14 protein-coding genes are annotated in these 14,144 nt (G+C 50.9%); 10 read left to right on the forward strand and 4 right to left on the reverse strand.

Features of this window, described 5'->3' with window-relative positions:
* Positions 1-5 precede the first annotated feature (5 nt).
* The 6 genes from KGP16_RS19240 to KGP16_RS19265 all read left to right on the forward strand — a co-directional run bounded on the left by KGP16_RS19240 (position 6) and on the right by KGP16_RS19265 (position 6,936).
* Positions 6-734 carry a molecular chaperone gene (locus KGP16_RS19240; protein ID WP_094982751.1) on the forward strand — a complete coding sequence of 243 codons (729 nt, stop codon included), beginning with the start codon at positions 6-8 and terminating at the stop codon, positions 732-734.
* Positions 735-781: 47 nt separating this feature from the next.
* On the forward strand, positions 782-3,340 hold the full coding sequence (locus tag KGP16_RS19245; RefSeq protein ID WP_223500203.1) for a fimbria/pilus outer membrane usher protein: 2,559 nt from the start codon (positions 782-784) through the stop codon (positions 3,338-3,340).
* 2 nt (positions 3,341-3,342) lie between these two features.
* Positions 3,343-4,494, forward strand: coding sequence for a fimbrial protein (locus KGP16_RS19250; protein WP_223500204.1), 1,152 nt, complete (start codon positions 3,343-3,345; stop codon positions 4,492-4,494).
* A 243-nt stretch (positions 4,495-4,737) separates the two neighbouring features.
* Entirely contained in the window at positions 4,738-5,448 is a 711-nt protein-coding gene (locus KGP16_RS19255) for a winged helix-turn-helix domain-containing protein (protein ID WP_172413984.1), read from the forward strand.
* A 203-nt stretch (positions 5,449-5,651) separates the two neighbouring features.
* A complete protein-coding gene (locus KGP16_RS19260; protein ID WP_094982755.1) occupies positions 5,652-6,446 on the forward strand; it encodes a winged helix-turn-helix domain-containing protein in 795 nt (264 codons plus the stop codon).
* Entirely contained in the window at positions 6,436-6,936 is a 501-nt protein-coding gene (locus tag KGP16_RS19265) for a hypothetical protein (protein WP_094982756.1), read from the forward strand. The genes KGP16_RS19260 and KGP16_RS19265 overlap by 11 nt, the downstream gene beginning before the upstream one ends.
* 122 nt (positions 6,937-7,058) lie before the next feature.
* Here the strand turns inward: KGP16_RS19265 and uraA are convergent, their stop codons facing one another.
* On the reverse strand, positions 7,059-8,348 hold the full coding sequence (gene uraA / locus KGP16_RS19270; RefSeq protein ID WP_021178765.1) for a uracil permease: 1,290 nt from the start codon (positions 8,346-8,348) through the stop codon (positions 7,059-7,061).
* A gap of 120 nt (positions 8,349-8,468) precedes the next feature.
* On the reverse strand, positions 8,469-9,095 hold the full coding sequence (gene upp, locus KGP16_RS19275) for a uracil phosphoribosyltransferase (protein ID WP_024484908.1): 627 nt from the start codon (positions 9,093-9,095) through the stop codon (positions 8,469-8,471).
* A gap of 255 nt (positions 9,096-9,350) precedes the next feature.
* Here upp and purM point away from each other — a divergent pair, with 255 nt between their 5' ends.
* The 3 genes from purM to speG all read left to right on the forward strand — a co-directional run bounded on the left by purM (position 9,351) and on the right by speG (position 11,696).
* A complete protein-coding gene (purM, locus tag KGP16_RS19280; RefSeq protein WP_021807122.1) occupies positions 9,351-10,388 on the forward strand; it encodes a phosphoribosylformylglycinamidine cyclo-ligase in 1,038 nt (345 codons plus the stop codon).
* Positions 10,388-11,026 carry a phosphoribosylglycinamide formyltransferase gene (gene purN / locus KGP16_RS19285; protein WP_021807123.1) on the forward strand — a complete coding sequence of 213 codons (639 nt, stop codon included), beginning with the start codon at positions 10,388-10,390 and terminating at the stop codon, positions 11,024-11,026. Before purM ends, purN begins: the two co-directional genes overlap by 1 nt.
* 112 nt (positions 11,027-11,138) lie before the next feature.
* Positions 11,139-11,696 (forward strand): spermidine N1-acetyltransferase, encoded by a 558-nt coding sequence (gene speG / locus KGP16_RS19290; RefSeq protein ID WP_037376386.1) that lies wholly within the window; start codon positions 11,139-11,141, stop codon positions 11,694-11,696.
* Positions 11,697-11,738: 42 nt separating this feature from the next.
* Here the strand turns inward: speG and KGP16_RS19295 are convergent, their stop codons facing one another.
* Positions 11,739-12,245, reverse strand: a complete 507-nt coding sequence (locus tag KGP16_RS19295; protein ID WP_021807124.1) for a DUF1993 family protein — start codon at positions 12,243-12,245, stop codon at positions 11,739-11,741.
* A gap of 355 nt (positions 12,246-12,600) precedes the next feature.
* On the opposite strand from KGP16_RS19295, the gene KGP16_RS19300 reads away from it, so the two are divergent.
* Positions 12,601-13,296, forward strand: a complete 696-nt coding sequence (locus KGP16_RS19300) for a polymer-forming cytoskeletal protein (protein WP_021807125.1) — start codon at positions 12,601-12,603, stop codon at positions 13,294-13,296.
* Between the two features lie 12 nt (positions 13,297-13,308).
* On the opposite strand, the gene pstB is transcribed toward KGP16_RS19300, so the two are convergent.
* A complete protein-coding gene (gene pstB / locus KGP16_RS19305) occupies positions 13,309-14,121 on the reverse strand; it encodes a phosphate ABC transporter ATP-binding protein PstB (RefSeq protein ID WP_021178772.1) in 813 nt (270 codons plus the stop codon).
* Positions 14,122-14,144 lie beyond the last annotated feature (23 nt).

Below are 14,144 nucleotides of genomic sequence, written 5' to 3' on the forward strand. Positions count from 1 at the left end.
CATTTATGTTCAGCAAATCATTCCCGTTAACACTCTGGGCCGCTTTATGCTTTCTTCTGATTTCCCCGCTGCCTGGCTCGGCCAGTATTGTGGTCAATGGGACCCGCGTGGTTTATCCAGGGAATGACAAGGAAGTGACCGTTAAATTATCGAATGTCGGACAGGCTCCCATGTTGGTACAAAGCTGGATTGATACCGGCGACTCCGATGCCAAACCGGAAAAAATCCGCGTACCCTTTATTCTGACGCCGCCCATTAACCGCATCGATCCCAATAAAAGCCAGACGCTGCGCCTGAGTTATACCGCATCTCCTGCGCTGCCTGAAAATAAAGAATCCGTGTATTGGCTGAACGTATTGGAAATTCCACCAGTGAAGGAAAATATCGCGCCCAATCGCCTGCAGGTCGCCTTCCGTACCCGGATAAAAATCTTCTATCGTCCGGCTGCCATTGCCGATAACACCAAAGCGGCCGACGCCGCCGAAAAATTGGTTTGGTCATTTAGCAACGGAAAACTTCAGGCAGCCAACTCCTCGGCCTATTACGTTTCGTTAGTCTCGGTGGTCGTGCATCAAGGGGGAAATACGTTCTCTACGGAAGGCGAGATGGTTCCTCCTGGCGGCGTTCAACATTTCACACTGAAAGACGCGCGCACTTTACCTGCGGGAACTGCAATCTCCTACGAATACGTTAACGACTGGGGGGCGGTTAAAACAGTGAAGGCTGTTCTTTAATCCGTCGTTTTATTTGGGATAAATATAAACAGGGTTGTTTATCTACTATGCGTCATCCATTCCATTATTCTCTATTGGCTACCATGGTAATGTTGGCCGTCATGCCTGCGGCCCATGCCACAGAAGATACGCCAGCGATTTTGCGCAACGATGCTCCTACGGGAACTAGCGTGCGTTTCGACCCGATATTTCTAAGCTCGTCTGAGGCAGAGGCGGTTGATTTATCCCGTTTTGAACACGGCGCGGCCGCTTCACCAGGCACCTACCCGGCCGATATCTTTGTTAACGGCGAATTGGCGACACACGAAAAGGTGTTGTTTGTCGAGCAGGCGGATAAGCAAGTCTTACCTTGCTTGTCACCAGCCATCCTGAAAAAAATCAACTTTAACTACAGCCAACTGCCAACCTCTTTTACCGAGGCACTACGCAATGAACAAAGTTGCTATCCACTCACCCACCTGATCCCACAGGCTCAGGTGGCGTTCGACTCAGGATTACAGCGCCTGGATATCAGCATCCCGCAAGCAATGATGCAAAATATCGCGCGCGGCTATGTCAGCCCGGAGCTGTGGGATAAGGGCATCCCTGCGCTGCTGTTAGGATACAACACCAACGTCTATACCACGCACTCACGTGGAGAAACCAGTAACTCGGTCTACACCGGGATAAATGCAGGCATCAATATCGGCGCTTGGTATTTCCGCCACGACGGGAATTATAACTGGCAGCAGAGGATCGGCGGGCAATACCAGTCGATTAACAACTATGTCGAACGCGATATTCCGGCGATCTTGGGTCGCGTGCGCCTAGGGGAAACCAGCACCAAAGGACAGGTGTTTGATACTCTGCCATTCAGAGGGGTTGAACTAGTCAACGACGACCGCATGCTGGCCCCTTCCCTGCGCGGATATGCCCCCAATATCCGTGGGATCGCACGGACCAATGCGCGGGTAACCGTGCGCCAGAATAGTCTGGTTATTTATGAGACCACGGTATCGCCGGGGGCCTTTGTGATTGACGACCTGTACCCGACCGGCTTTGGCGGCAATCTGGACGTAACGGTGAAGGAAGCAGACGGCAGTGTGCAGAACTTCCAGGTTCCTTATGCATCAGTCGCCCAGTTGTTACGCCCAGGAACCCACCACTACGATGTGGTAGCGGGTAAGCTCAATGATATCTCGCTGTCCACAAACCCCACTCTAGTCCAGGCCACTTACCAGCGCGGGTTGACCAATACCCTGACCGGCTACGGCGGCCTGCAGGCAAGTAATGATTACTATGCGCTGCAATTGGGGGCAGCATTGAGCACCTCCATTGGCGCGTTCTCCGCCGATATCAGCCAAGCTCGAGTCCATCTGAATAGCACCAAAGAGCGGATGAACAGCGGGCAGAGCTTCCAGTTGAGCTACAGCAAGTTCTTGCCGGCAACCAACAGCAACCTGACCATCGCCGCCTATCGCTATTCAACCTCCGGCTATTACGACTATATGACCGCCATGAGGGCGATCGATGCCGAGCAGCGCGGCCAGTCGGCTGACAATATCTGGCGGCCACGTAACCGCTTTAATATCACCATGAATCAGGGGCTGCCAGCCGGTTGGGGGCAAATGTATGTCACCGGTTATACCCAGGATTACTGGAATCAAGGCAATACCGATCTTCAATATCAACTGGGCTACAGCAACGAGTATCGCGATATCAGCTACAGCCTGAGCGCCGGGCGCGTTCGCGGCATGCGGGGCGGGATGGAAACCAACTGGCTGCTTAACCTCAGCATGCCATTAGGGCGTAAAGAAAATGCCAATCTACCATCGCTGAGTGCCAGTCTGAATCACAGCACCACGGGGCAAAGTGGCCAACAAGTCGGGATTTCCGGCAGTGCCGGGGAGGACTACCAATACAACTACGGTGCCAGCGCGATGCATTATAACCAGGGTGGGGGCAGCAGCATGGCGCTCAACGGCGGTTACCGCTCAGCTTATACCCATATGACCGCCACTTACGGCGCGGGCAGACATTACCAGAATGCGTCGGCTGGGCTGAGTGGCACGATGATCGCCTGGCCGCAAGGTGTTGTCATGACCCCTTATACCGGCGATACCTTCGCCGTGGTTGAAGCCAAGGGGGCGACGGGCGCCAAGGTCGGCGGCTATTCCGGTGTGCGCATCGATCCATGGGGACACGCCGCCGTCCCTTATCTGAACCCGTATGAGATGAATGAAATCACCATCGATCCAAAAGGCATGCCGTACGAGGTCGAGTTGGAAAATACCAGTGACAAAGTTGCCCCACATGCAGGTGCGGTGAGCAAGGTGACGTTTAAAACCCAGCAAGGGACACCGCTGTTGATCATGGCACAACGCGCTAATGGCGAAGCGGTGCCGTTTGGGGCCGAAGTGTTCGACAGTGTGAAAAACAACATCGGCAGCGTTGGTCAGATGGGGCAAATCTACGCGCGGGTAGAAAAGCAACGGGACCAGCTTACGGTCAAGTGGGGTAGCCAACCGGGTCAATACTGCCAGCTGAATTATATTTTACCGCCTAAGCAACCAGGCTCGACCATTAAAAACATTATCCGCTTTGATTCAATCTGCCGGGAGGATTAACAATGAACAGGTTTACTAACGGGTGGCTTGAAAGCATTCGATCGACCTTAACTAACTATAGCTTGCACGCCTTATTGGTCGTTCTGGTTGCCTACAGTTCGGCTGGTTTAGCGCTAACCTGCAAGATCGATGTACCGGTTAGAACCGATGCCTTCCCATTACAGGGAGGAAATATCACCGTGGGTAATGAACTGCCTGTCGGTTCAATCATCTATCGGCAAAATATCACATCAACCAAGGATTATGCCAAGGCACCCCATGGCAAGTGTGATGGTAGCGGCCCCTATACGGACAGGCAATATATTTATCTCACCAACATGCCGCAGTCGCTGTCCAGTTGGCAGGGGGGGACTTTCTCAGGAAAGATATACAACACGAATATTCCTGGCATTGGCGTGGTTATCGCAAGGGGCAATACCGGCGTTAATGCCACAGCCTTTCAGTGGTACAGTGATACCAGGGCTAGTATTCCTGATGTACAGGTATGGACAACTATCACGATGATATTGATAAAAACCGGCAATATCACCCCAGGCAGCGTGAACGGCAGTTCCTTACCTACTGTCACTATTCGTAATGATTACACCGTAGCCAATGGTAGTGCCGTGGTTTTCACATGGAAACCCTATACGGTCAAATTTAGTGGTAGCTTAAAAGTAATATCTCAAACCTGTAGCGTACCAGATTATACTGTCGATCTCGGCTCATGGGATATTTTTGACATGATGGCACAAGGTTCAAGCGAATGGCGTGATGCCTCAATCAAGATGACCAACTGCCCAAGGTTCTATGGTTATATCGATAATGCCTTTAACACGATGCACTTAACCGGCGCGATTTCCGGGTTAAAATATACCGGTAATGCCATTGGACTTAAGCTATCTGCATTATATGGTAATATCAACGCCGCCAACGGCATCGTCAAGTTAGAGCCATCAAACAACACGGCAAACGGCGTTGGTATCCAGCTGGCTTCGGGTAACAAGGCTAGCAATACCCTGTTCAATCTCGGCAATGAGCAGCGGATCGCCGTTAGCAATAGTGCCAGTACCAACCTGACTATTCCATTGGTAGCCAGGTATATCAAGACAGAAAACAAAGTGACACCCGGTAAAGCAGACAGCAAGGTTGTATTCACCATCAATTATTATTAGCAAACTAGTCAATGGTATCATACGCAATAAGAATGATAATTATCCCCCTTCAATGCCGCCAACCATGGCGGCATTTTTCTGAACCTAACTAACAAAAGACGGCCAGCAAACACACCTTCAGCCCTTATCTCTCTTGCTTTCTGATTATGATACTTATATCCCTGTAATCCTTTCTGTGGTCTAGCATATTCTATATGCTAGACTCACCGCCTTCAGACTATTCTTAACATGAAGGAGCTTGAAATGAGTAATGATTACCTAATTAATAAAACTATAGTTTATAATAGCGTAGAAGGTGTCATTTTTAAGCTGAGTAAGCCGAATTTAAAAATAAAACTGTCAAAACCTGGCGCAGAGTGCCTACGGATCCTGATTGATGCCAAGCATCAGATCATATCACAAGATGCTCTTGTTAAGGATATATGGGGTCAAAAAGGAATGGTTGTCGGCCCGAATACGCTTTACCAACATATTTATATGTTAAGAAAAAACTTTGGGGCTTTAGGCATAGATAGAGATATTATTAAAACCACGCCGCAGCTCGGATTTAATATATCCACAAACTTTACTATTGAGCGGATGGAGGATGAATTGCGATGCGCAGAAAATGCTAGCATCCCGACCCTGGTTGAGAGTTCATCCGGGTGGCATAAGCTATTTTATTTCATTCCGTTTATTATTAGCCTAATCATTTTGTTGGTTAATAGCGATCGCCAACCGTTAAATAATGTCTCGCTTTCGTATCAAAATGGAAACTGTCCCCTCTATAGCTCCTCTGATAATTTATCCTGGAGCTATATCAATTCAAAAGCGCATAACAGAGAGCCCGCTTGTCAAAGCCCAAGCAAACATATAGTGAAGGATTTGGCGGATGACACAATATGCCTGGTTGGCAAACAAGGCTATCTGGTAGGCCAGGCCGATACCACACTATTGTACTGCACCCGCATCTGATACGCAGGCAATATGCGGAGCCGGAGTAAGGGCCCCCTCCTCCGGCACTTTCTACTAAAGCAAGGCACTGGTATCTGGCGATCCTACGTTGTCGGTTTACGCTTAGCCACTATATAGTTGTTAAATTAAATCCGGATAAGACTTTACATGCACTGAGAATAATCCTATTATTATGGGTGGCATTCATTGCTCAGAGGATTGAGATGGTTGGTTACTACTTGATAGATAAAAAGATAGTTTACAATATTACTGACGGGGAAGTTTTCAACCTTAATGAGCCAGAAGTAAAAGTAAAGCTTTCTAACCCTGCGGCTAAATGTTTACAGAAACTCATTGATGCAGATCATCAAATTGTCTCTCCAGATGAGCTTATCGATGACATTTGGGGACAGAAAGGTGTCATTGTAGGCACTAATACCCTATATCAGCATATCTATATCCTGAGAAAACACCTTTGCTCACTGGGATTAGATAAAAACATTATTAAAACAACTCCGCGCTCCGGGTTTAATATTCCGCAAGAGTTTACTATTGAGCCATTTCAGGATGAAGTCGAGTACGTAAAACAAGAAGATCATCAAGAACAACAGCAACAGGTAGAAGAACAACCGGCATTAGCAATCAATGCGTTCCCCCCCCAAAAAAACAGCTTATTAAAAAGAAGTAGCACCTATTATTTAGTGATAGCCTCCACCCTCATTATTGTTTCATTACTTTATGTTTACAACACTAAAAACCCGCCAATAATAAATTACTCATTAATGGGGAAATATCAACACTGTAATATCTATCAGAAAGATGGAAAATTCACATTATTATATATCAAATCAAAAATTGATAAGCACAACATACAGTGCGATAAAGTAGGGAACCAGTCTTTGTATTATTTTGGAAATCCCGAAATTAAAAGGGAATCTATTTTCATATGTGATAATCGCATTGATGGTGATGCTAGAAGTAATTGTAAATCATATCATTGGTCTGGCTATGAAAACTAAATCCATCATTTCATTAGTAATGCTAACATGTGCCATCCTGGCCATAGCGTATTATTTTTTTTACTCAAAAAACAAAACAGAAAGTATCTCTTGCGAATCTAATCTTTATTTGAAATTTGACGTCCCAAAACCTGGATTAGTCGCCAATTATAATATTTCAATAGACTTAAAAGGCGATAGCAACAAAGATGATGGCAGAGGTAAATTTTCAGTAACCGCAAACTATAATGATGGGGAGAAAACGTACTATATCAGGCGTGATATCATTGTCAGCTACCAAGTTGACGATAATGGGTTGTATTTTTTTAAAACCCTTTATATCAACAAATATGCCCGAGACACTATTCCTGAAAATATTGAAAAACGCCTTGTGCCAGATGTTTATTCGAAAGTAAACAGTTTGTCAAGCTACGCCATACGCCTGGCAGGTAAGCAAGGGTATTTTATCTATGACCCCGATATTCCGATCTTGTACTGTAATCGGTTATAACCGGACACCCTTTTGCAGATGCACTCGAGATACATCGCCTGTCCATGAAGCCAATATTCTCACCGTTAAGGTGAGTAATATTGGCATAATCAATGGCCAGCAGGCTAATAGGCCTTTATGGGTTATTTTTGATCCAGTCGTTCTTCTGGCACATCGATCACTTCTTCTTCCTTGCGGTACAGGCTGATCAGTTTGAACAGCAGGCTCAGGCCGACGCCAACGATGGTCGCCAGCGCCATACCTTTCAGCTCCGCTGCACCGATATGCACTTTCGCGCCGCTAACGCCAATAATCAGGATCACCGAAGTCAGGATCAGGTTCTGCGCCTTGTTGTAATCCACCTTGGATTCGATCAATACGCGGATACCCGAAGCGCCAATTACACCATACAGCAACAGGGAAACACCGCCCATTACCGGCACCGGTACCACCTGGATCGCCGCCGCCAGCTTGCCTACGCAGGAAAGTAGAATGGCCAGAATAGCCGCGCCGCCGATCACCCAGGTGCTATAAACCTTGGTGATGGCCATGACACCGATGTTCTCACCATAAGTGGTGTTAGGAGTAGAGCCGAAGAAGCCGGAGATCACGGTAGAAATCCCGTTGGCAAACATTGAGCGGTGCAGGCCCGGATCGCGCAACAGGTCTTTCTTGACGATGTTCGCCGTGACGACCAGGTGACCAACGTGCTCGGCAATCACCACCAAAGCCGCAGGCAGAATGGTGAAGATAGCAAACCACTCAAAGCGTGGCGTGTAGAAGGTCGGCAGGGCAAACCAGTGCGCATCACGGATTGGTGTCAGATCTACCACCCCCATAAAGAACGACAGTGCATAGCCTACCAACACCCCGATCAGTATCGGGATAATCGCCAGGAAGCCGCGGAACAGCACCGAGCCCAAAACGGTAACACCCAGCGTCACCAGTGAAATCGTGATGGTTGTGCTATCTGCGGAGGTGCCTTCCGCCGGTAATAGCCCGGCCATATTGGCCGCCACGCCCGCCAGTTCCAAACCGATGACGGCAACGATTGCGCCCATCGCCGCAGGCGGGAACATCACGTCCAGCCAGCCGGTTCCGGCCTTCTTGACGATCAGCGCCACCAGGCAGAACAGCACGCCACACATGATAAAACCACCCAGTGCAACCTCATACCCCAGCGGCAACAGCAGCAACACCGGTGAAATAAACGCAAAGCTGGACCCCAGATAGGCAGGTATCTTGCCTTTACAGATAAACAGATACAGCAATGTCCCCACGCCGTTGAACAACAGCACCGTCGCCGGGTTGATCTTGAACAGGATCGGCACCAGCACGGTGGCCCCGAACATGGCAAACAAATGCTGGAAGCTGAGTGGGATGGTCTGGAACAACGGCGGGCGTTCACTAACGCCGATGGCGCGACGGGTCATGGGGTGTTTTTCCTCTGAGTTAGTATCAGTTGTGTTAGCTTGGTGATTAATACCCAATGGATTGCCAGTGTTAGCAATCCAAAGGGCATTAAAAAGCCGACTCTCAGGTCGGCTTATTTATTATTTGGTACCAAATATCTTATCGCCTGCATCACCCAGGCCAGGCACGATGTACCCTTTGTCATTCAGACATTGATCGATCGACGCGGTATACAGCTCAACATCTGGATGCGCTTTCTCCAGCGCGGCGATCCCTTCAGGAGCGGCGACCAGCACCAACACCTTGATGCTGCTGCAACCGGCTTTCTTCAGCAGGTCGATAGTGGCGATCATCGAACCACCGGTAGCCAGCATTGGGTCAACCACCAGCGCCATGCGCTCGTCAATGTTGGAAACCAGTTTCTGGAAATAAGGGACCGGCTCCAGGGTTTCTTCATCACGATAAACCCCAACCACGCTGATACGAGCACTCGGTACGTGCTCCAGCACCCCTTCCATCATGCCCAGACCGGCACGCAGGATAGGCACTACGGTAATTTTTTTCCCTTTAATCTGCTCAACTTCAACCGGCCCACACCAGCCTTCGATGGTAACTTTCTCTGTCACCAGATCGGCGGTCGCTTCATAGGTCAGCAAACTACCCACTTCAGAAGCCAGCTCACGAAAGCGTTTGGTGCTGATATCGTGTTCGCGCATCAGACCAAGCTTGTGCTTAACCAGCGGGTGTTTCACCTCAACGATCTTCATCATTTTTCTCCTATTAAGGTGGTTGACGGCCAAAAAAATCGCCGGATTATACCGCCTTTTGCTCCCGACGCCACTACCAATAGCCGGATCGAGATCAACAAAAGAGTGATCAACAGTATAGAAGACGAAAAGTTCGAGCGGGCTCACATGGTTCTCGCAAACGTTTGCTTGCGCTGTTAGAATTGCCGCGCCTGGTTCCGGCATCACCGCCGGAAGCACCGTTCTCAAACCGCAAACCGTCGTGGGGATCGCGCAGTGACCGACAAAACCTCTCTCAGCTATAAAGACGCAGGTGTCGATATCGATGCTGGCAACGCATTGGTAGACCGCATCAAAGGTGTAGTGAAACAGACCCGCCGCCCGGAAGTCATGGGTGGACTGGGCGGTTTTGGCGCCCTGTGCGCGTTGCCGCAGAAATACCGCGAGCCGATACTGGTATCCGGCACCGACGGCGTGGGCACCAAGCTGCGTCTGGCAATGGATTTAAAACGCCACGACACCATCGGTATCGATCTGGTGGCGATGTGCGTTAACGATCTGGTGGTTCAGGGCGCTGAGCCGCTGTTCTTCCTCGATTACTTCGCCACCGGCAAGCTGGATGTGGATACCGCCGCCAGCGTGATCACCGGGATTGCCGAAGGCTGTAAACAATCCGGCTGTGCGTTAGTGGGTGGTGAGACCGCCGAAATGCCCGGCATGTACCACGGTGAAGACTATGACGTCGCCGGTTTCTGCGTGGGCGTGGTTGAAAAATCCGAAATCATCGACGGCAGCAAAGTGCAGTCTGGCGATGCGCTGATCGCACTGGGCGCTTCAGGCCCGCACTCCAACGGTTATTCGCTGGTGCGCAAGATCCTGGAAGTGAGCAAGACCGACCCCACTACCACCGACCTGGCAGGCAAACCGCTGGCAGATCATCTGCTCGAGCCGACCAAGATTTACGTCAAATCGGTACTGGAATTGATCGAGAAAGTGGAAGTGCACGCGATTGCTCACCTGACCGGTGGCGGCTTCTGGGAAAACATCCCACGCGTGCTGCCAGAAGGGATGCAGGCGGTGATCGACGAATCTAGCTGGCAGTGGCCTGCCGTGTTTAGTTGGTTGCAGCAGGCGGGCAACGTGAGCCGCCATGAAATGTACCGAACCTTTAACTGCGGTGTCGGTATGGTGATCGCGCTGCCACAGGAGTCGGTAGAAAAAGCCATCGCAATATTGACCGCCGCGGGTGAAAAAGCCTGGCAGATTGGTAAACTGACCGCTTCTTCTGACGAACAACAAGTGGTCATCCAGTGATGAAAAAGATTGTGGTGTTGGTCTCCGGCCAGGGGAGTAATCTCCAGGCACTGATCGACGCCTGCCAACAGGGCCGGATCGCCGCCACTATCGTGGCGGTACTCAGCAACAACGCACAGGCTTATGGCCTGCAGCGTGCCGAAGAGGCTGGCATTGCCGCTCAAGCGCTGGATGCCAAATCCTTTGCCGATCGCGAAGCCTTTGACGCCGCGCTGGCGCAAGCTATCGACCAATACCAACCCGATCTGGTGGTGCTGGCCGGTTATATGCGCATTCTCAGCAACGCGTTTGTGCAGCGCTATGCCGGGCGCATGCTGAATATCCACCCTTCCCTGCTGCCGAAATACCCCGGGTTGCATACCCATCGCCAAGCTATCGACAACGGCGATGCCGAGCATGGCACTTCGGTACATTTCGTCACGGAGCAGCTCGACGGTGGCCCGGTGATCCTGCAAGCCAAGGTGCCGATCTTCCCCGGTGACGAGGAAGATGAGGTCATTGAGCGGGTGCAAACCCAGGAACACACCATATACCCTCTGGTGGTGAGCTGGTTTATCGAAGGGCGGCTGGCAATGCGCGACAACGCTGCCTGGCTGGATGGTGAACGCCTGCCAGCACAAGGCTATGCCGCCGACTGACCCGCAATTTAACCGCAAGCTAAACGGTGCCTTTCACGGTGCCGTTTTTTTTCGCCTTCAATCAGCTCCTGAGGTTATACTTTTGCCAGATTAATAATACCGAGGAGAATGTATGTCGAGTACCACCAACGTCAGGCTACGCCCGCTGGAGCGGGAAGATCTGGCGTTTGTTCACCAGATGGATAACAACGCCAGCGTCATGCGCTACTGGTTCGAAGAACCCTATGAAGCCTTTGTCGAGCTTTCCGATCTGTACGATAAACACATTCACGACCAGAGCGAACGGCGTTTTATCATCGAGCATGAAGGGGCCAAAGTCGGGCTGGTTGAACTGGTAGAGATCGACCATATTCACCGCCGCGCCGAATTCCAGATCATCATCGATCCGGCGCATCAGGGCAAAGGCTACGCCAGCACCGCCGCCAAACTGGCGATGGACTACGGCTTCTCGGTACTTAACCTGTATAAGCTGTATTTGATCGTCGATAAAGAAAACCCGAAGGCGATCCATATTTACAGCAAGCTGGGCTTTGAGGTGGAAGGCGAACTGATTGACGAATTCTTCGTTAGCGGCGCATACCGCACCGTGCTGCGCATGTGCATCTTCCAGCCGCAGTATTTGGCGAAGTTCAAGACTGCCCAGCCTGGCGATAGGCCATTGGTTAAATAGCAGTAAACCGGGGAGATATTCCTCTCCCCGAAAGATCCAGAATTACTTCGCACCCAGATAATCCCATTTCCCCACTTCCACACCCTGATTACGCAGGATGTTGTAGGCGGTGGTCAGATGGAAATAAAAGTTGGGGAGGGCGAAAGTCAGCAGGAAATCTTGCGCGGTGAAGTGAAAATCACGCGTTTTGCTTTTTATCTCAATATTGCGGCCATCGGCCTCGGCGAAATCGGCCGCCTGGAAGCCCTGCACATAGGCGATAGTTTTTTCGATACGCTGGTACAGCTCGGCAAAGCTGGCTTCGTTATCCGGCATGGACGGTACTTCCTGCCCGGCTAATCTGGCCACTGCGCCTTTGGCAGCATCGCTGGCAATCTGTACCTGCCGCAGCAGTGGAAACATATCTGGCGCCAGTCGGGCTTCTAACAGCACGCTTTCAGCCTGCTGCTTCTGCTGCAAGAACTGCTCACCTTTTTTCAGTAACGCCGACAGGATCTGCAAACCACGGACAAACTGCATTGGGGAATGGGCATAAATCGATAAAGACATACAACCTCCAGATGTGAGTGACCAGCCATCTTACGCCGGTTGCCAGAGTATTGTCGTTGAGTTGTTTGACAGGTTGTGTCCGCGCCCAATATTCATGCACAAAATCAATTTAGCCTTAATAATCACACAAATAAACAATTTGCGTGGCCACTTCAGATTATCCTTGGTTGGTCAAGCGAGTGGTGAATTAGGCGACAATATTAGGTATCATCACTCGCTACTACGGATAGCCTAACAGGAACCGTCACGCTGGCTGCCGCTTGGCATCCCGCACTTTCGCGGCGAATGGACTTCAAACGGCCTGAAAAACATGCGTAATTACAACTTATTATGGTGTATATGGGGATTATGGACGTTGTCCATCGTTCTCTGGCTGACAGGGATCAGCTTCACCGGTATCTACATAAAACGCGCGCTGCTGGCCGCCTTAGTCCTGGCACTGTTGGCAACGCTGGCGTTTATCTACAAAATAACAAGGACGAATCAAATGCTGTCATTCAATAAGAAAAATAAAGCCGTTAATGAAGAAAAAGCGCAGGAGCTGATCGATCAGCCCGTGCCTCAGCCGGTTGCTCACTCTGAGCCAAACACCCTGCCTGAAGTTGCCGACGCCATTAAGCCAATCCGTGCCAAGAAAGACACCTTTATCTCCAATGGTGCACTGTTCACCGGCGTGATCGAAGGCGATGGCAATATCATTGTCGAAGGTCGGGTTGAGGGAAACATCATTTGCAGCCACATGGTGCGTATTGAAACCAGCGGCCATGTCAAAGGCGAGATCCGCGCCCAGCAGATCATGATCAATGGCCCGGTTGAAGGCCGTTGCTTCGCCGACTCGCTGTCAATCCAGCCTAAGGGCAGCATGCGCGGGGATATTTTCGCCGACGAAATCTCCATCGAGAAAGGCGGTCTGTTTATTGGCCAGTCGCAGCTGATGCAAAAAACGCCTCCTCAGGCCCAGCCCTCTCAGGCAAAAGTGACCGCGCTGAAAAAGGTTGAACCTGAACAGCAGGAACAACCGACCCCGCAGCCGAGCAAGCATGCCAATTAAGCTCCTCGCCCGTCAACCATAGCGGCCAGTGATGTAATCCTCTGTGCGGCGTTGGCGTGGCGAAGTGAAAATCGCGTCGGTATCGTTATATTCCACCAGCGTCCCCTGGTGGATAAACGCCGTATAGTCGGAAACCCGCGCGGCCTGCTGCATGTTGTGAGTCACCAGCACCACGCTGTAGCGCTGTTTCAGCACCGAAATCAACTCCTCGATGGTTAAGGTGGAAATCGGATCCAGCGCAGAGGTCGGCTCATCAAGCAGCAACACTTCCGGTTCAACCGCGATCGCCCGTGCAATCACCAACCGTTGTTGTTGGCCGCTGGACAGGCGGAACGCATTTTCCCGTAGCCGATCTTTCACCTCGTGCCACAGCGCGGCGGCACGCAAGGATCGCTCTACGGCTTCATCCAGAATACGCCTGTCGCGGACGCCCTGTAAGCGCAGGCCGTAAACCACGTTTTCGTAGATCGATTTCGGGAACGGGTTGGGCCGCTGGAATACCATGCCCACGCGCCGCCGCAATGCGGCAACGTCAATCTGCGGGCCGGAAATGGTTTCGCCATTAAGCTGCAGTTCGCCGTCAATCCGGCAGCGATCCACCAGATCGTTCATCCGGTTAAAGCAGCGCAACAGCGTCGACTTGCCGCAGCCAGAAGGGCCGATCAGCGCCGTCACCCGGTGTTTGGGAATGCGCAGGGAAATATTGTGCAGCACCTGCTTGTCACCATAAAACAGATCCAGACCGTTGACCGCCAGCGCGGTATGCTCATCGGCCAACTGCTGGACATCCAACCGGGGTAGGCTGCCCGGCGTTATCAGACTCATTTGGCGCTCCCCAAAAGATTCAA

The organism is Serratia sp. JSRIV006, assembly GCF_019968685.1.
Taxonomy (GTDB): Bacteria; Pseudomonadota; Gammaproteobacteria; order Enterobacterales; family Enterobacteriaceae; genus Chania; species Chania fonticola_B.